This window comes from Paenibacillus tabacirhizosphaerae, from assembly GCF_040812395.1.
Lineage (GTDB): Bacteria > Bacillota > Bacilli > Paenibacillales > NBRC-103111 > Paenibacillus_E.
The window spans coordinates 332,022-350,565 of record NZ_JBFNXH010000001.1; the positions used below are offsets into that span (position 1 = coordinate 332,022).

Here is an 18,544-nt window from a genome sequence, read left to right on the forward strand (position 1 = left end):
TGTGGCATCGAATTGATGATTACGCTATCACTTTAGCATATTTAAGCCGTATCATCTTGTCGCAGATTGACCACCTTATTGCGAACTTTGACAGTTGCTAGCATTCAAAAAAAAACCCACCTATTCCCTCGAAGAGGTAACAGATGGTATCCGTGCGATTATTTACTTCCAACAGGCGTCTTATGATCCGAAGAAATTCGGCTCAAAGCCTCACCGGCCTCATTTTCGAAATTGCCTCTCACAGCGAGATCGCCAATGGCCACTACACCTATGAGCTCGCCATTTTCTACGACTGGCAAACGCCGCACTTGCTCTTTGGCCATTATCTTGGCCGCCTCATCAACGGAAGTATTGGCTTCTATCGTAGCGATGTCTTTCGTAATGACTTCATCCACCGCGGTTGATCCGGATCTTTTCTCGGCATAGCCGCGGACGACCAAGTCACGGTCGGTGACGACACCAATTAATTTCTTCCCTTCAACGACAGGCACGAAACCTATATCGTGCTTCTTCATTTTCAATGCAATTTCGTAAACATTGTCCTGCAAGGTAACCGTAACGCAATCTTTCGCCATAATTTCTTTGACTGTTTTTCCTGCCATATTCAATTTCCTCCTTAGGTTTTCGGGTAGAAAAACCGGCTTCAAAAGCTTTAGCAAGCAGCTTCAACGATAGCCTCTGTCGAAAAAGGAGAAAACATTCATGCCATATAATCCAAAGCCATACCTAAAAGCAGACGAGCCGCGTTCAGCATAGAACGCTCATCGATATCGAATTTAGGATGATGATGCGGGTGAATAATACCGGCTTCTACGTTTCCAGCGCCTACGAACATATAACAGCCTGGACGATGGTGCAAATAATAGGAGAAGTCTTCGCCGGCCATAATAAGAGGAGATTCGTGAACAAACGCTTCGCCGAACAATGAAGTTCCTACTTTGAAGAACCGTTCTGCTTCATTGGCATCGTTCACGACGGGCGGATACCCCATTTTGTAGTCAAAACCGTAGGTAGCTTGGAACATGTTGCAGGTCGAATCGACCATTCTCTCCATACGAGCCTTCACATCTTTTTGCAATTCCGGGTTAAACGTTCTTACCGTCCCTGTCAGTGTGCTCGTCTCAGCAATCACATTGAAGCTGGAACCTGCATGAAAAGACCCGATACTTACTACGCAAGGCTCGATCGGATCCACACTGCGACTCACAATCGACTGGAGATTCACGACCAATTGAGAAGCTACATGAATACTATCTATCGCCTGATGCGGCAATCCGCCATGACCGCCTTTTCCTTGAATGCGGATAATGAACTCATCGGGAGCTGCCATCATTGGACCTGCTTTGGCATAAACATGGCCGACAGGGAAAGGCGTCCACAAATGTACACCGAAAACAGCATCTACACCGTCAAGCGCCCCATCTTGGATCATTGCATTAGCGCCTCCGGGCGTTGTCTCTTCCGCATGTTGAAAAAGGAACAACAGGTTCCCTTTCAACTGGTCGCGATGTTGAGAAGCCACTTTAGCGACGCCTAGCAGCGTCGATGTGTGTGCATCGTGCCCGCAGGCATGCATGACACCTTGGACAAGTGACGAATATTCGCATTTTTTTTCATCTTGAATCGGAAGTGCATCCATGTCAGCGCGAAGGGCAACCGTAGGTCCATTATCGGCACCGCGGAGCAAGCCGACAACGCCATTGCCTCCAACTTGCGTCCGCACTTCGATGCCCCAGCTTCTCAAATGGGCAGCTACAAACTCAGCCGTACGATATTCTTGAAATGAAAGCTCGGGGTTTTGGTGTAAGTGCCGTCTCCACCCAACCATTTCTTCATAACATTGCCGCAATTCGTTCTCCAATATGCTCATAAGGAAAATCCTCCGCTATCCATGTTCTCACTTTTCTCTTTACTGCTTGTGTTAGAACCTATTCTATCAAATTCTGTCGTGCGTTTCATCAGTAAAGTGCCATCAAATATTAGAAATTACAGTCAGCTATCGACTTGCAGAACCTTTAGAAACATACTATCATGAATAAAGAATGCATACGTACAATATGGAGGCGTTAAATAGTGATTATTGAAACAACTGGCTTAAAAGGCCTGAAAAGCGATCTTGCTCATCTGGACGAAGTTACGACAAAGCTCGGATTCGTACGCTGGCAATGGGAATACACCCGTGCAACATATGATTTCAAAATGGAAGATACAGCCGGCAAAGCCGTTTACTTCTTGCGCGTTAACGCTCGCGTTGAGTCCGGCAAGCTCGAATCTCCATATGCCATCCTGTTTCTGGAAGATGCATACATAGGAAGAGAAACGTTCCCGCATGGTTTGGACTACAATTCGGAAATCCCAGCTTCCATCATGACACTCTCCAAACAAAAATTAGCTCAGTTGCAACACTTGCTAGCGGATTAAGCGGGGAGACGGCATGAATCCCCCTCGCAGAGGAACGCCGGATTTTCTGCTGCTCTTTTTAACCCTCGTACTTGTCTGCTTTGGACTGGCTATGGTGTTCAGCGCAAGCTCTATGACCAGCGCCTACAAATGGGCTGACCCTTGGTATTTTACGAAAAAGCAGCTGATTGCCGTAGGCTTAGGCTCGATTGGCATGTTGCTCTGTATGAATATCCACTATACTAAACTTAAAAAGCTGGTCATTCCCGCTTTTTTTGTCATTGTCGTAATGCTCGTGCTCGTTATTTTTACAGAAAAGGCAAATGGAGCAGCCAGTTGGTTCAGCTTCGGCAAATTCGGCATCCAGCCAACAGAGTTCGCCAAATTGATTGTCATTCTTTATTTGGCCTCTCTCATCAGCAATAAAGAAGAGAAATTCCGGGATTTCAAGAACGGGCTGCTTCCAGCTCTGCTCATTGTCGGATTTGTCAGCTTTCTGATTATGCTCCAGCCAGATCTTGGTTCTTGCTTTATTCTGCTCGCTTGCTCGGCAATCGTCATCATTGTGGGCGGGTCCAACTTAAAGCATATCTTCACACTAGGGACAGGTCTCGCTGCAATCGGGACCATGGTCGTTGCCATCTATGTATGGAAAGCAAGCACGGCAGTGGGCGATAGTGCGAATAGGCCCGGCTACCGGATGAATCGGCTAACCTCATTCATGGATCCTTTTTCCGACCATTCAGATACAGGCTATCAGGTCGTTCAATCCTTATATGCGTTCGGCCATGGCGGGCTTAGCGGCGCTGGCTTCGGCCAAGGGATTCAGAAGCTGCACTATTTGCCAGAAGCGCATAACGATTTTATTTTCGCCATTATCGGAGAAGAGTTTGGCTTCATCGGAAGCGCTCTATTCATTCTGATCTTCCTCCTCTTCATCTGGCGCGGTATTCTCGTCGCTGTTCGCAGTCCGGATATGTTCGGCATGGTAGCGGGCGTGGGAATCATGGGCATGTTTGCTTTCCAAGCGCTCATTAACATCGGAGGAGTAACGAGCTCCATTCCATTGACGGGAGTAACGCTCCCTTTCATTTCCTCAGGGGGATCGTCAATGATGGTCTGTCTGATCTCCATGGGGGTCTTGCTAAGCATCTCCCGTGAGCAAACAGGAAAATCAGAAGCCTCAACGAAAAAAAGACCCTAGTCGATTTCAATTCGATAGGGTCTTTCTCTTATTTTACGCGGTGCGGGTCATCCACATCTTCTTCTTTAAAAGCAACGCCTTCTACTTTCACATTCACTTCAACAACGGTTAATCCCGTCATATTCTCCACCGTTTCCCGAACGTTCTCCTGAAGATCCCGGCATACATCCTGAATACGGGAACCGTAATTGACAATAACTCGAAGATCGATGGCTGCTTCTACTTGACCAACCTCTACAGAGACGCCTCTTTGTACGTTTTTGCCGCTTAGCCGTTTAGCCAGGCCCTCCGAAATGCCTCCCGACATACCTGCAATTCCTGGTGTTTCCAGGGCTGCAAGTCCTGCGATAGTCGATACTACGTCATCAGAAATACGAATTAAACCGGTTTGATTGTCTTCGGACATACGGATCACTCCCTAAACATGTTATAGATCCATTGTAATAAGTTCATATGATGAAAGCAAGAACTGCAGTTTCATAGAAAACGAATTTACATTACGCGACAAAATCTGTATATTTAAAGAAGTAAAAAAATGCCACTTTACATTTTACACAGTCGGAGGGTTAGATTTGAAAGGGAAATTGTTTTATGTAGGTTTAATTGTAACATTCGCGCTCAGTGCAGTCGCTCATTATGCGAACTGGAACCATACCCTCCAATTCGTTATTTCCGCCATAGCGGTCATTTTCGTGGCTGGTTTTCTCGGTAAAGCAACAGAAAGCGTAGCTCACTATGCCGGGGAACGGGTAGGCGGATTCCTCAATGCGACGTTCGGGAATGCAGCTGAATTGATTATTGCCATATTCCTGGTCAAAGACGGGATGTTTGATGTTGTAAAAGCCAGCTTGACTGGATCGATTATCGGAAATTTATTGCTCGTCCTCGGTCTAAGCGTGTTCGCAGGCGGCTTGAAATTCAAAGAACAATTCTTCAATGTCAAGCTCGCCTCCCACAATTCATCCTTAATGCTTCTTGGGGTCATCGCTTTGTTCATCCCAGCCGTATTTGCCGGCAGTCTTACGACCAAAGAAACATCGTCGATGAGCATGATCGTTGCGGTTCTACTTGTAGTCGCTTACCTGCTGTGGCTCCTGTTCTCCATGGTCACTCACAAGAATGTACTTTCTGATGAAGCTGTAGAGCATGGTGAAGCGGCATGGTCCAAGTCGACCTCCATCATCTTCCTTATTGTTGCCACCGTCATGGTTGCCTTTACAAGTGAGTGGCTGGTCGGAACATTAGAGGAAGTAACGCACCAATTCGGACTGTCCGAGCTCTTCGTCGGAGCCTTCCTAATCGCCATTATCGGCAATGCGGCTGAACATAGTGCTGCTGTCATGATGGCCATGAAAAATAAAATGGGAGCAGCCGTCGAGATCGCAATCGGAAGCTCGTTGCAAATTGCTTTGTTTGTTGCTCCTGTCCTTGTGCTTGTCAGCTTTTTCATGGGCGGCACACCGATGAACATCGTATTCTCTACTTACGAACTTGCAGCTATCGCAGTTGCCGTGTTCATCACCAAATCGATTTCGCAGGATGGTTCCACGAACTGGTATGAAGGACTCCTGCTGCTCGTTGTATACATCATCCTGGGAGTTGTATTCTTCCTCGTATAGCCTCTATCCCAACCAAATGCTTCCGGCATTTGGTTTTTTTACAGTTTCTTTAGATCACGTAAAATAATTTTCCGTCTCTCTCTGATATAATTAAGGATCAATTGCGGTTCGTCAGTAAATTCCGAGTACGGCCATTTTCGTTCAAAGTCATAGGCCATATACGGAGCTACACTTTCATGTAGCTCGTTAATGACGGGCGCCAAGTTTTTCCTTGTAAAGGAAGTGCTTAAAATCGAAACAAGTATTTGTTTATACCGCTGCCTAATACTCGGAAATTCCAACAGCTTTCGGGTTAAACGATTATAGCCGGTGATTCTCACCAAATCACTGCCGCATACCTTCCCATAGCAGTTCCGTCCCCAAGTCCCCTCGTAATCCCATGGAATAATACGATACAACTTGCTCGGCTTATGAAGATAGATCGCATAGTTCTGATCAAAACCATCAAAATTCCCCGTACATACGGCACCCGCCAACCACTTCAAATAATTGTCCACATCCAGATGAGCGTTCAAATAATGAAAAAGTGATTTGTTTGACCGCGCATTAATTTGGGAAATAAACCCTTGAAGTTCAGTTTTATGCTGGCTTTTTCCAATGATTAGTTTATAGCCCTCTAACAAAGTTTTCTTTTTCCTCTTGGTGTTCGGGTTAATCAGCCAAAAATCAGCACTGTCGTTGACTGCGTAGAAAAGTGAGTGCGCATGAATCTGCCTGCGTTTAAAAAAATTCCAATCTACGGCTTCTATTTCCAGGTATACGCCTTTATTTTCGCCATTTAGTTTTAATTGACAGTGCTGCGTATGCGGACTTGGCACGCCGATACTTCGAAAGAATCGAAAAGATAGCGCATTTCGAATCATAGAGGGGTCATCATACTCAGCATTTAAATGATAGGTTCTTCCCCCTCTTATCATTTCGTATGATTTTTTGTGATATTCGCGCGTATGTCCACCTCGATAACGAACTTTAATGGACTCGCTTATGCCATTGCTTATTAGAAAAGCGTTCACGAATTGATCGCTCCACACATCTTTGTTCAACAAAGCCAGCTGTTGATCGTGAATGACTAAATGCCTGGTCGGTAACATGTGACACCGCCTTTTCTACATAATGAAAAGCCTATCCGTTATGGATAGGCTTTTTATGCTAATTTACTCTATTCATCCGGACTAGCCGCAGTCACGGCACTTGTACCATTTTTAATCAATTTGCTTACGTTCTGTCGCCTTGTGCTCTGCTGCCTCCTGATTTGCCGCCTTTCGCTCTGTCACCCTGTGCTCTGCTGCCTCCCGATTTGCCGCCTTGCGATTTGTCGCCTCCCGATTTACCGCCTTGCGATTTGTTGCCTCCCGATTTACCGCCTTGCGATTTGTTGCCTCCCGATTTGCCGCCTTGCGATTTGTTGCCTCCCGATTTGCCGCCTTGCGATTTGTTGCCTCCCGATTTGCCGCCTTGCGATTTGTCGCCTCCCGATTTGCCGCCTTGCGATTTGTCGCCTCCCGATTTGCCGCCTTGCGATTTGTTTGCCTTTGCATTTTTCTCATTGGTTTCATTAACTTCTGATTTATTTTCTTTCTTTGATACGAAAGCCATCATTTAGAAAAACCTCCTAATTGTTTATTAGGATATTCTATGAGTCGAGCCTTTCGTTGGATATAGACATTGGTTGGTAGAGCGTAAAATATTATATCTATCTATTCTTGCATGCAAAGAATTTAAGTGTGGAAGTTCAATAAAATAGATTGCTATCTAGTACCATCACTTTACCTGATACATATACTTATATTACAAACGAACATCAATGATATTTTGCTAGGAGGTGACAGACTATGTAGCTGCTTCATTAGTTATATAGAAAAGCTACCGTCAATACGATTCGAGAAGTCTATTAAAAACCACATTCCTGGAAGGGGAAATGACAAAATGAGTATCAACTATTTAAGTCAATTATATGGTAAAGAAGTAAAAATCAATCGAGGTGGCCCTGATGCTACCACAGGCTTGCTGGTTAACATTTCACAGGATTTCTTGGTCCTTCAAACGCAAGATGGCGTTGCTTATATTCAACTCCAGCATATCAAAAGCATAAGTGACACAAAAAACAGTGCTAGCAGCACTAACAGCACCTACCAAACTACTGCTAGTCATGTATCCGCATATAACTTCAATTCACTATTGCATCAGTTGAGACACAACTTTGTTCAAATCAACCGCGGCGGCCCCGAAAAATACGAAGGCTTTATCGCAGATATTTCATCCGACTATTTACTGCTTGTAGTCAAAGATGAAGTCATTCAAGTTCCTGTCTTCCACATCAAAAGTATCAATGTCATCAACAAACAAGACAAAAACAATAATAACAATAACAATAACAACAACAGCAATAATAACAGTAATAACAATAACAGCAACAACAACAATAAAAATAACAGCAACAAATCCTCATCAAATAGCAACTCTTCCAACAAGAGCTCTTCGAATAAAAATAGCTCCAACAAAAGCTCATCTAACGGCTCTTCGAATAAAAGTTCCAGCAATAAGAGCTCTTCGGCCAAAACATCAGCCGCTAGAAAATCAGCCATAAAAGCGTTGTGGAAAAAAGCTCGCAAAATCTAATCTTTACTAGAGAAGCATGCCCAACTGAGGGGAGCATACACATACTATCCCTGTTAACATGACGTCCCCCTTTCTTTTACACTTCAGCCCCACTTACCCCGAAATAAAAAGGCACTGAATCCCCTGCACAACCTATTCCCCGTATTAGATGAACACAACAAATGTCTGGCTATTGCACAGACTTAAAGGTATGAAGCAATCCCTCCGGCAATCGGTGCTACCATTCTGATTTCCGCGGGGATTGTTCCTCTTCTTGGCATCTAATAGGTGAAATTCAAATTGTCGCGAACATACATTCAATTAAGTCTCTTTTCTTCTTGTTTCATTGGCTTCTCACTCTAAACTCACTTTACTTCTGGAATATGCTCTTTCGTTGAAAGGAGGTATAAGTATGGATAATTTAAGTATTTTTATTGGAAAGCACGTTGAGTTAGCTATTTCGGGGATAAATACACCCTTAAAAGGGGTTTTAATTGACGTGGGCAGTGATCTTCTAGTCATCCATAATGAGATGCATTTCTACTATATTCCGTCCATCCATTTACAATATTTGAGACTAGATACGTCATCGACACTTTCTGCGATCACATCGACCGAATCTCCCTTGGAGATGCAGTCCGCCTCTATCTCCTATCGGAAAATGCTAATGAACGCCAAAGGCATGTTTATTGAAATTTATATTACCGGCAATCAAACCATTCATGGCTATTTAACCCACATTATGAATGATTATTTTGCTTTTCATTCGCCTGTCTTTCACACCATCTTCATTTCGATGCAGCATGTCAAATATGTAATTCCCTATCCGCCTGATACAACACCCTATTCATTGAAACCAGAATATTTCTTGGTTCAACCCTCCCATGTTACGCTCTCGCGCACATTCGAACAACAGTTGAAAAAGCTCGAAGGTATGTTTGTTGTTATGGATCTAGGCGAGAATCCGAGTAAAATTGGGCTTTTACAGTCATTCAACTATCCGGTTCTAGAGCTTGATACCGCTTATGGAAGAGCCATTTTGCATTCAGAACATGTAAAAACCATTCATCTGCCATCCTCTCGCAAAGAAGATGCTCATCTAGGACGCACAGACAAAAAATGACGCCCCTGTGGGCGTCATTTTTATTTTTTGGCATTAAGCGCTTCATACAGCTGCGCAAGATTACGTTCCAGCTTGTTGAGAATTTGTTTGCCCGCTAGTTCAGCAATCAGTCCAGCACGAATAGCAAAATCAATTTCTCTGGAAAGTCCGTACATTTGCGTATCTAAAACTTCCTCATACAGCGGGCATTGACGAGTTGTCAAATTCTCCATTTGTACTTCGATCAGCTTTTCGATTTTATCTGCATCTTCTTGAAGAAGATTGAGCGCTTTTTGATTCAAATTAAGCAATAGATCAGATGAAGACATTCCAACTTTCCCCCCATACGCTAAGTCATCCGTCCTTATATGATCTATATTAAGCGAAAATGCTCCAATATACAAGAGAAGGTACCCTCAGAGATTCTGAGAATACCTTCTTTTCGTGTGACTTAATCTTCAACAACATTAACGCCTAGGCTGTGTTTAGTAAATACTTCAGCCATAGCTTTTTTCGCTTCTTCCGCATCAGGACCATGAACATGCAAATCATAGTTGCTGGAGCTGAGCAGAGTAGTGAATAACCCAAGAATACTTTTCACATCGATATACTTATTATCATACTGAAGTACGATAGACGATCTGAATTTGTTAGCAGTTTGGGAAATTTCAACGATTGCAGCATTATTAGCACTTGGCATGTTACATTCCTCCATTTATTCACATATATCGGTTGCCTTGCTTCCTATATGATAACTTGGATAGGTAGGAAAGCGCAACTAAAAATTTCCTCTATTTTTTGTGAAGAAGTCCTACTTCCGACTCGATGTAAGCACTTTCTTCACACCGTTACCAATTAGTATTAAAACAACGAAAACAGCCAAAAGCAACAATAGCCTGCCTTTGTATTTCTGAAAATGAAACAAGTCATGGGCAATCATCGATTCCAGAAAAACAATGGGAAGTTTGCCGATTATAGTTCCCCATAGAAACTGAGAAAAGCGCATACGCGTAAGACCAGCTGCAAAATTTATCGCAGAGGATGGCAGAATTGGAATGAGCCTACCGATAAATACATAAAAAAAGCCTTGCTTCTCCATACGCTCACTAAACTGCGTAACAAGCGGAAACTTTTGCAACTTTTTCTCCACCCAAGCATGTCCATAATAACGCGCAAAATAAAAAGAAGCAATTGCCCCCAGACAAGACATCACATAGTTGACAACAAAGCCCCATTTAATACCGAAAATCGCGACATTCGTTCCTGCGATAAGCACAAACGGAATAAACGGAAAAAATGTTTGAAAAAAAATCAATGCCATGCCGATGCCTTTTCCTATCCAACCAAGATCTCTTAGGTGTTCAGACAGCTGCCTCATATTGCTATGCGTAAGCTTAATGCCCACTGGATGGAAGAACAAAAAATAAAGCAAACTCACAAGTAAAATGAGTGCAATTCCGATTTTCAAAAAACGCATTCTTCTAAATACTGACAACTTTCGACCATCCCTTCCCTTTGACCCAACTATTGTACCATGTTAACCAAGCTTCAGGAAGAGGGATCTGGGAAGCGTATTCTTGCCCAGTCTTTCATTGCTACAGGATTCCCTTCCGCTGTCAAATTATGAGTGCAACGGGAAGCACTACAAAACAAAAAGCACTGTCCTACGACAAGTGCTTCTGAATTAACCGGCTTGAATGCGGTTACGGCCGTTATTTTTGGCTTGATATAGCGCCATATCTGCCCGATAGAAGAGTGACTCCACACTAATCTTGTCTTCTTCCCAGTTCCAATCCGATACCCCGCAGGAAACCGTCACCTGAGGACTCGTCTCTTCCTGAACACGCACTCGGATTCGCTCCGCGATACGAAGCGTCTGATCCTTAGCTACTTGTGGCAAATAGACCGCAAGCTCTTCTCCGCCCCATCTCGCCGCGATATCACTGTCGCGAATGCTTGATTTAATGATCTGACTGACTTGGATTAATATTTTATCTCCTACTTGATGACCGTATGTGTCATTGACCCGTTTGAAATTGTCTATATCAACAACAATAAGCGAACCGCAGAAATCTTTCTTCTGCATCATATTAGCCTGCTCGTCTAAATAATGCCGAACATAGAGCCCAGTCAAGTTATCTGTAATGACCATTCTTCTTACTTCTGCGTGGAGTGAAGCATTGGTCATGGCGAGCCCGATATGCCCTGACAACACCTGAAGCAGCTTGTAATTATCATAGGAGAAAAAATTTGGCTTATTGTGCACAACGAGAATGACCCCGACCACCTCTCCATTCACAAGAATGGGCGAACCAATCAGCGATCGGCAATTCGTAACTTGCATCAATTTGGAATCGACTTTGGAATTGGCCCAATAATCAGAAATGATAACCGGTTCTTTCGTTGTATAAATAAGTCCTGAAAAGCCTTGATCAAGCGTAAAACTCTCTTGAAACATCATGGGTAAATTGCTGGCTTGTACAATCAAATGCTCGCTAATCGGATCCGTTTGCAGAATACAGCAGTAATCTGCGCCAAATATCGTCAATAACTCACTGGACGCAAAATTAAAAATTTCGTTAAGTCTTAAACTTTGATTCAATTGCTTTGTAATTTCATTAATCAATCGAAGCTCATTAATAAGTAAATTAGACTGCTCGTAAAGCTTTGCGTTTTCGAAAGCAGAGCCTGCCGTATCCGCTAACAGCGAAATAAATTGCAAATCGGAATCATCCACGAAGTGTGACTCGAACTGCAGGTGCAACACCCCATAAACCCCTTGCTTCCCTGACAGCGGAACAGCAATATTGGCTGCGCTAGACGTTGCAGATACTTTATCGGGTTGGAAAATAAGATGTCCTTCCATAAAAGCGCGGGTACAAATGTCGTCATCTAAACTTTGAAAATTCAGCGGTTTTACAGGCAAATTCGTACTGGTATTATCCTGAGACAACAACAAATCAACTTGAATATCCGGATACACATTGTAGATGCTCTCAATAACCTCAGTCAAAACCGAATCCACATCGATTTTGGCATGCAGCTTTTTCGATGCCTCGAACAACACATTCTGTTTCTTGAAATCCCGTTCACTTTGCTTATTTTGTTCCATTAACTGTTCGTATTTATTACGTTCCATTAACACCTGCATGTAGCTGTTAATGGAAACTGCTAATGTATAAAATAAATTTGTAATCTCATCAGGCTCTACATTAGATTGGGTCAATAGTCCCAAATATCCAATGAGATTATTTTGTGCATCTCTCACTGGAATTGCTGCGCTTGATGCCGATTGCAATTCAGTTGCTCCCATTTCTTCACACGACATGTGCTGGAGCGTTGCAGACTCGGCACAGCGTGCAAAAGGATTATCCCCTCTAACCATGTGGCTCCATGAGGTGCCTCTCGTCAACAGATGAGTGGCAAGAGAGATTGCATTCGAGTAATTAAAAACGACTTCAAGATCCAAATTAACGCATAACAGCGCCGTTTGCTGGGGAATCATAACTAAACCAACGTCATTCTTCCAAAAAACTAAAGCATCTTGCAGCGCCTGTCGGATATCCTGACCAACAACAGGAAAACTGTTTGAAAGAACAAGTCCTTGACGAAGGAAATCTTCGAAGTGCTTAGTATAACTATGTTGTTTACTGCTACGAAGTGATTCGCTCATGGCCTTCTCCTTTTACCGACAGACTGCAAACTAGTTTTCTTTCATCATATACACAACCATTATCATACTATTTTTCTGAGCTTATTGCACTACTTTTTCGTATCCCATCTATGGAATGAGACTTGACATGCCCGACTCTTTTTAATAAAATTAGAAGTCGAGTACTAACATGATTTCGGTGAATGCCATTTGTGTCACCCTCACTGCTTTTGCTCCTGCCAAGACAGCGGCTGAACTACTCTTGCCAGGGAATCTCAACAGAAAAGATTCGTAAGCAAAACCAGGCACAACGCTTCACCCCGACATCTTAGATGCAGTTCACTAACTACTATGTAAAAAGAAGGAGTTTTTCCTACATGTCACGTTATACAGGTCCTAAATTTAAATTAAGCCGTCGTCTTGGTATTTCCTTGAGCGGTAATGGTAAAGATTTGAAACGTCCTTTCCCACCAGGCCAGCACGGTCCAGGACAACGCAAAAAAATGAGCGGTTATGGCGTTCAATTGCAAGAAAAACAAAAGCTTCGTCATATGTACGGTTTGAGCGAAAAACAGTTCCGCAACTTGTTCGACAAAGCTTCCAAGCTTAAAGGTATCTCCGGTGAAAACTTCATGATCTTGCTGGAAAGCCGTCTGGACAACCTGGTTTACCGTCTAGGTCTTTCCAACTCACGTGCAGGCGCTCGTCAATTGGTTGCTCACGGTCACGTAACTGTGAACGGCAAAAAAGTAGATATCGCATCTTACACTGTATCTACTGGCGACGTGATCGCGCTTCGCGAAAGAAGCAAAGGTCTTTCAACTGTTAAAGAAGCTCTTGCTAACCGTAACTACCTTCCTACTTACCTCGAATTCAACGAGGCTGGCGTAGAAGGCAAGTACATCCGTTTGCCAGAACGTTCTGAATTGCCACAAGAAATTGACGAGAAACAAATCGTCGAGTTCTACAGCCGTTAATCACAATAACCCCCTCAGGGATTACCCTGAGGGGGTTTCTTTAGCTCATATTGTTAGTTCGCAAATTGAACGAGATAGTAGTTCTTTTTGCCTCGGCGAACGATCAAGTACGATCCCCCGAGTTTGCCTAGCTCGTTTGCTATTGCTTCAACCTGTGTGATTCGCACACCGTTAACCGTAACAGCACCGCTCTCAATATCTTGACGCGCTTGACGCTTGGAAGGCGCTGCACCTACCGAAATCAGCAAATCAACAAGCGGAATATCTTCCTGCTCCAAAGTCGTCGACGGAACATCCTTGAATGCCTCTTCAATCTCTGTACGAGAAAGCTCTTGCAGATTACCGCTAAACAAGGCCGCAGTAATATTGAGCGAACTTTGCAAGGCCTCTTCGCCGTGCACAAGTTTTGTGACTTCGCGGGCAAGCACTTTTTGCGCTTCCCTTTTCTCCGGTTGCCCCTTCACTTCTTCTTCCAAACGCGCAATTTCGTCATGACTGATGAACGTAAAGTATTTGAGGAAACGAACCACATCGTTATCATCCGTATTCACCCAGAATTGATAGAATTGGTATGGTGATGTTTTCGCTGCATCCAGCCAGATCGCTCCGCCTTCGGTTTTACCGAACTTCTGTCCGTCACTTTTGGTTACGAGCGGAAGCGTCACACCATAAGCGCGCTTGTCCGTTGTTTTTCCGATTAACTCCAGCCCCGCAGTAATATTTCCCCACTGATCACTTCCGCCAATTTGCAAGGAACAGTTTTTAGTTTCGTTTAACTTTAGGAAATCATACGATTGCAGGATCATGTAACTGAATTCCGTGAACGAAATCCCCTTCGTGATCCGAGAGTCCACTGAATCTTTTGCTAGCATGTAATTGACCGTAAAGTTTTTACCTACATCTCTCAAGAATTCAATCACATTCAGGGAACCCAGCCAGTCATAGTTATTCACTAATTGAGCTGGATTGTCCAACTGCTCTGAAAAATCCAGAAAACGCGATAGCTGATTTTTAATACTCTGAGACCACGCGACAACGACCTCAGGCCCATTCAACGTGCGTTCATTTGCTTTGCCGCTGGGATCGCCAATTAAGCCAGTACCGCCGCCTACGAGTGCCAAAGGAATATGGCCGGCAAGCTGGAATCTCCGCAATGTCAATATCGGGAGCAAGCTGCCTATATGCAAGCTATCCGCCGTTGGGTCGAAACCGCAGTAGAGGGTAACTCTCTCCTCATTGAGCTTTTTGTCCAGACCCTCCCGATCCGTAATTTGATGAAGCAAGCCGCGAAACTCTAGATCCTGCAAAATACTCATTAACATCCATCTCCCTTTTCTAAAAAAATACAAAAAAGCCTTCACATCCACAAAGGGACGAGAAGACTTGACTCGCGGTACCACCCTAATTAAAACAGCAGCTGCGTACTTATATAACAAAACCGTTATATACCCCGGCTAACTATTTTCACTCGACAACCGTTAACGGGGCTTACCCGGCAAATGCTACTGCCGCAGCGCAATGCTGCAGGTTCCCAATTGCTGCTCAAGACCGTAATTCACTAACCCGCAGGTACCGGTTCGCACCCTCCACCGGCTCTCTGAAAGCATCCGCAAGCTACCTACTGCTGATCCATCCACGCATTTGTACAATTTATATCACAGGATTGTATCGTTGTCAAACGGCGCGGTCGCAGCTTTTCTTCATCATTACCGCTAAAGAAGCAATTATGGTATAATATACCCGTTCATGTTAGGAGGAAATTGGAACTTATGCGTAATATTTTTGCCAAATGGAATCGTCCTTGGGTGCGGACAACATTTAAAGTAACCTGGATCACTTTGAAATGGTGCATCATTGCCGCCTTCTTAGCCGGCCTGATAGGCGGCTCCGCGGCATTCGGATACGTTAGCGCACTTGTCAAAAAAGACCCTGTGCGCACACAAGAATCGATTCGCCAGCAAATTCAAGAAAATGCAGTCACTGGCTTTGCCTACTTCAATGACGATACCATCATCGGCCAATTACGTACAGAAGAGGACAGGCGGCTTGTTGCCCTGGCAGATATCCCGCAAGTCGTGCTGGACGCTGTGTTATCCATTGAAGACAAGGATTTCTACAGCCACAAAGGGATTGATTTCCGCGGCTTGTACCGCGCTGTCACCCAGAAACTTTTGAACGAAGATGTGCAAACAGGCGGAAGTACCATTACACAACAGTTAGCCAGACGAGTATTTCTAACGCTGGATCGCGACGACGGACGGAAAGCACGGGAGTTGCTGCTTGCTCTGCGCATGGAACGACTGATGTCGAAGGATGAAATCCTCCTTGCGTATTTAAACAAAATCCCTTATGGGAATGGCGCTACCGGCTACAATCTGTATGGGATCAAAGCTGCAGCCAAAGGCTTGTTTAATATCGATGACCTAGCCAAGTTAAACTTGGCGCAAGCAGCTTACCTGGCCGGCTTGCCCCAACTGCCGTCACAGTACTCCGCATTCACGAGCAAGCCAGAATTTGATGAGGATGGCTTCAAACGCGCCGTCACTCGCCAACAGCTTGTTCTGAAACGGATGTTAGAGGAAAAGAAAATTACAAATGAACAATATCAAGATGCACTGAAATTTGATCTTCATGCATCCATGCCGACTGCTTCTCAGAAGGCCTACACAACGTATCCTTATCTCATGATCGAAACGGAAAGAGAAGCCGCAGAAATCCTGCTCAAAATCCAGAAGCCGGATCTCGATCCCAAGAAAAATCAAGCGGCCTATAATGAAGCGTTGAAAGGTGTACAAACCCAACTGCTGCGTGGCGGGTATCAAATTTATACAACGATTGACAAAACCATTTATGACTCGATGCATGATATTGCCGGCAATGCAAAAAACTTCGCTCCGACCGATGAGAAAAAAGGCATTGAGCAAGTCGGCGCCATCATGATTGACAGTAAGAATGGCGAGATAAAGGGCATGATTGAAGGCCGCAATTTCTTTGACGAACAGCTTAATCACGCGACACAAGCTTATAGACAGCCCGGTTCTACCATGAAACCGATTGCCGCCTACATTCCGGCTTTGGAAAAAGGAGCAATCCAGCCGGCAAGCGTACTGGATGATGTGCCGATTATCTTAAAAGATGGCACCAAGGGTTTCCATATTCCAGAAAACTGGGATCATAAGTTTCACGGTTTAATGACAGCACGAAGGGCTTTAAACCAGTCTTACAACATTCCTGCCATAGACCTGTTTCTGAATAAAGTCGGCATCGATGAGGCTTGGGACTTTGCCAAAAAATTAGGCATCACTTCGATACAGAAAGAAGATTATTATGCGCAAACCGGTGTTATTGGCGGTCTAAGCCGAGGCACATCCGTGAAGGATTTGACTGGCGCTTACGCTTCTATCCCGAACAAAGGCGTATTCAATGAAACGTTCATGATCCGCACCATTAAAGATTCGAACGGTAACATTATTTATGAACATGAGCAAAAACCAACGCAAGTATACTCAGAGCAATCTGCATATCTCATTACGGATATGATGAAAACGGTCATTAGCCAAGGTACGGCAACAGATCTAATGAAGAAGTATAAGTCCTACGGGAAAATAGAAATTTCAGGAAAAACCGGTTCAACGCAAGACGATGCGGACGCCTGGTTCATGGGCTTTACGCCCGATATCACTGTTGGTGTGTGGATTGGCTACGATCAACCGGTTAACAAGTTGTCATCCAAAACGCTGCAAACGTATCATGCCAAAGATATTTGGGCACTGATTATGAACAGTACGATCGAGCAAAAGCCAAATCTGTTCCCTACCAAAACGTTCGAAAAACCCGATGGCATTGTATCCGCCACAGTTTCCAGCATTTCTGGCAAGCTGCCGAATGAGTTAACGAGCAAATCCAACCTTGTGACCACTGATATTTTCAATAAAAAGTATGTGCCAAGCGAAGAAGACAATGTCATGGTGAACGCCAAAATCAGCTCGTATAACGGTCTCAATTATTTGGCACAAGACAGTACGCCAGCTGATTTCGTACAAGAGAAAACGGTAATTAAAAGACAAAAATCAATTAGCCAGTTGTTAAAAGAAGTGCAGGACGCAATGAGCAAGCTTCCAGAGAAAAGCAGGAAACCGATCGACAATTACAAGCCATCGGATTATGACGACGATGCTCCATCAGAAACGGATCCTCGCGTCGACGACGGCAAAGCGCCGGAAACTCCTACAACTGTTGTCGCAACGAAATCTGGCGATACGGCAGTCGTGACCTTCCAGGCAAGCCCTAACCCCGATCTGGTTGGGTATCGCTTCTATCGTTCTGACAACCATGGTAAATTTCAATTATTGGGCGGCAGAGTGGTTCTGGCTGGGGCTGAAACGAAGTTCGTAGATCAAGTGCCTGCTTCCAGTTTAATGGGCTACTATGTAACAGCTGTGGATGTCGCCGGGAAAGAGTCTGCACCAAGCCGCTCTGTATATACAGATGGAAGCTCAATAGATACTTTATTTGTTCCACCGGGCGACGGCAGTCAGATACCAGGAAATACGAACTCTGGAACTGTTATTAACAACGGTGGCAGCACCGACGGTTCTACAGGCTCTGGCAACAGCACAAACGCCACCAATCCTGGCGGAGAAGCACATAATAGCATCAAAGATCTGCCTTCCGCACCAACCGGTGTTAAAGCCAAAGAAGACGGTGCTGGCCTTAATCTTACCTGGAAAGCAAACTCCCCCAAAGAAAAGGTCAAACAGTATTATGTCTACTACAGCGATAAAGAAAAAGGCCCCTATACGAAGTTAGGTTCTGTGAAGGATGCAACCGAATTTCATTATTATGCTGCTGCCTATAACGGCTATTATAAAATAACGGCAATAAATGAAGCCGGCGAATCTAAAGCATCCAATTCAATCGCCTATAACAAATAAGACGCAAAAGACCCGGGAATTCGGGTCTTTTTTGCATGCACATAACAAAAATCCCTTT

At 44.2% G+C, this 18,544-nt stretch carries 17 protein-coding genes and 1 other annotated feature; of the genes, 7 read left to right on the forward strand and 10 right to left on the reverse strand.

Annotated features, from left to right (window positions below; genetic code table 11):
* Positions 1-158 precede the first annotated feature (158 nt).
* Both ABRS97_RS01535 and ABRS97_RS01540 read right to left on the reverse strand, forming a co-directional pair.
* Positions 159-602 (reverse strand): CBS domain-containing protein, encoded by a 444-nt coding sequence (locus ABRS97_RS01535; protein ID WP_367811130.1) that lies wholly within the window; start codon positions 600-602, stop codon positions 159-161.
* A gap of 98 nt (positions 603-700) precedes the next feature.
* Positions 701-1,870 carry a M20 family metallopeptidase gene (locus tag ABRS97_RS01540; RefSeq protein ID WP_367811131.1) on the reverse strand — a complete coding sequence of 390 codons (1,170 nt, stop codon included), beginning with the start codon at positions 1,868-1,870 and terminating at the stop codon, positions 701-703.
* A 203-nt stretch (positions 1,871-2,073) separates the two neighbouring features.
* Here ABRS97_RS01540 and ABRS97_RS01545 point away from each other — a divergent pair, with 203 nt between their 5' ends.
* Positions 2,074-2,421, forward strand: a complete 348-nt coding sequence (locus ABRS97_RS01545; protein ID WP_367811132.1) for a YugN family protein — start codon at positions 2,074-2,076, stop codon at positions 2,419-2,421.
* A 13-nt stretch (positions 2,422-2,434) separates the two neighbouring features.
* Positions 2,435-3,604 (forward strand): putative lipid II flippase FtsW, encoded by a 1,170-nt coding sequence (ftsW, locus tag ABRS97_RS01550; RefSeq protein WP_367811133.1) that lies wholly within the window; start codon positions 2,435-2,437, stop codon positions 3,602-3,604.
* Between the two features lie 28 nt (positions 3,605-3,632).
* Here ftsW and ABRS97_RS01555 read toward each other — a convergent pair whose 3' ends face one another.
* Positions 3,633-4,010, reverse strand: coding sequence for an Asp23/Gls24 family envelope stress response protein (locus ABRS97_RS01555; protein WP_367811134.1), 378 nt, complete (start codon positions 4,008-4,010; stop codon positions 3,633-3,635).
* A gap of 166 nt (positions 4,011-4,176) precedes the next feature.
* On the opposite strand from ABRS97_RS01555, the gene cax reads away from it, so the two are divergent.
* Positions 4,177-5,223, forward strand: a complete 1,047-nt coding sequence (gene cax, locus ABRS97_RS01560; RefSeq protein ID WP_367811135.1) for a calcium/proton exchanger — start codon at positions 4,177-4,179, stop codon at positions 5,221-5,223.
* Between the two features lie 38 nt (positions 5,224-5,261).
* On the opposite strand, the gene ABRS97_RS01565 is transcribed toward cax, so the two are convergent.
* Positions 5,262-6,314 (reverse strand): CotH kinase family protein, encoded by a 1,053-nt coding sequence (locus tag ABRS97_RS01565; RefSeq protein ID WP_367811136.1) that lies wholly within the window; start codon positions 6,312-6,314, stop codon positions 5,262-5,264.
* Between the two features lie 124 nt (positions 6,315-6,438).
* Entirely contained in the window at positions 6,439-6,822 is a 384-nt protein-coding gene (locus ABRS97_RS01570) for a hypothetical protein (RefSeq protein WP_367811137.1), read from the reverse strand.
* Positions 6,823-7,149: 327 nt separating this feature from the next.
* Here ABRS97_RS01570 and ABRS97_RS01575 point away from each other — a divergent pair, with 327 nt between their 5' ends.
* Together ABRS97_RS01575 and ABRS97_RS01580 are read left to right on the forward strand one after the other, a co-directional pair.
* Positions 7,150-7,842 carry a DUF6897 domain-containing protein gene (locus ABRS97_RS01575; RefSeq protein ID WP_367811138.1) on the forward strand — a complete coding sequence of 231 codons (693 nt, stop codon included), beginning with the start codon at positions 7,150-7,152 and terminating at the stop codon, positions 7,840-7,842.
* Between the two features lie 391 nt (positions 7,843-8,233).
* Complete coding sequence (locus ABRS97_RS01580; protein ID WP_367811139.1) at positions 8,234-8,944, forward strand: DUF2642 domain-containing protein; 711 nt, start codon at positions 8,234-8,236, stop codon at positions 8,942-8,944.
* 20 nt (positions 8,945-8,964) lie between these two features.
* On the opposite strand, the gene ABRS97_RS01585 is transcribed toward ABRS97_RS01580, so the two are convergent.
* The 4 genes from ABRS97_RS01585 to ABRS97_RS01600 all read right to left on the reverse strand — a co-directional run bounded on the left by ABRS97_RS01585 (position 8,965) and on the right by ABRS97_RS01600 (position 12,596).
* The gene (locus ABRS97_RS01585) at positions 8,965-9,252 is read right to left on the reverse strand and encodes an Fpa/YlaN family protein (protein WP_367811140.1); all 288 of its coding nucleotides are present in this window, start codon (positions 9,250-9,252) and stop codon (positions 8,965-8,967) included.
* A gap of 122 nt (positions 9,253-9,374) precedes the next feature.
* Positions 9,375-9,623 carry an HPr family phosphocarrier protein gene (locus ABRS97_RS01590; RefSeq protein ID WP_367811141.1) on the reverse strand — a complete coding sequence of 83 codons (249 nt, stop codon included), beginning with the start codon at positions 9,621-9,623 and terminating at the stop codon, positions 9,375-9,377.
* A gap of 111 nt (positions 9,624-9,734) precedes the next feature.
* Positions 9,735-10,400, reverse strand: a complete 666-nt coding sequence (locus ABRS97_RS01595) for a TVP38/TMEM64 family protein (protein ID WP_483312405.1) — start codon at positions 10,398-10,400, stop codon at positions 9,735-9,737.
* A gap of 207 nt (positions 10,401-10,607) precedes the next feature.
* Positions 10,608-12,596 (reverse strand): sensor domain-containing diguanylate cyclase, encoded by a 1,989-nt coding sequence (locus ABRS97_RS01600; protein WP_367811143.1) that lies wholly within the window; start codon positions 12,594-12,596, stop codon positions 10,608-10,610.
* Between the two features lie 356 nt (positions 12,597-12,952).
* Here ABRS97_RS01600 and rpsD point away from each other — a divergent pair, with 356 nt between their 5' ends.
* A complete protein-coding gene (rpsD, locus tag ABRS97_RS01605; RefSeq protein WP_367811144.1) occupies positions 12,953-13,552 on the forward strand; it encodes a 30S ribosomal protein S4 in 600 nt (199 codons plus the stop codon).
* A gap of 53 nt (positions 13,553-13,605) precedes the next feature.
* Here rpsD and tyrS read toward each other — a convergent pair whose 3' ends face one another.
* Entirely contained in the window at positions 13,606-14,868 is a 1,263-nt protein-coding gene (tyrS, locus tag ABRS97_RS01610) for a tyrosine--tRNA ligase (RefSeq protein ID WP_367811145.1), read from the reverse strand.
* 50 nt (positions 14,869-14,918) lie between these two features.
* Positions 14,919-15,197 (reverse strand) — a binding site (T-box leader).
* Positions 15,198-15,321: 124 nt separating this feature from the next.
* Here tyrS and ABRS97_RS01615 point away from each other — a divergent pair.
* The gene (locus tag ABRS97_RS01615) at positions 15,322-18,486 is read left to right on the forward strand and encodes a transglycosylase domain-containing protein (RefSeq protein WP_367811146.1); all 3,165 of its coding nucleotides are present in this window, start codon (positions 15,322-15,324) and stop codon (positions 18,484-18,486) included.
* The last annotated feature ends 58 nt before the right edge of the window (positions 18,487-18,544 follow it).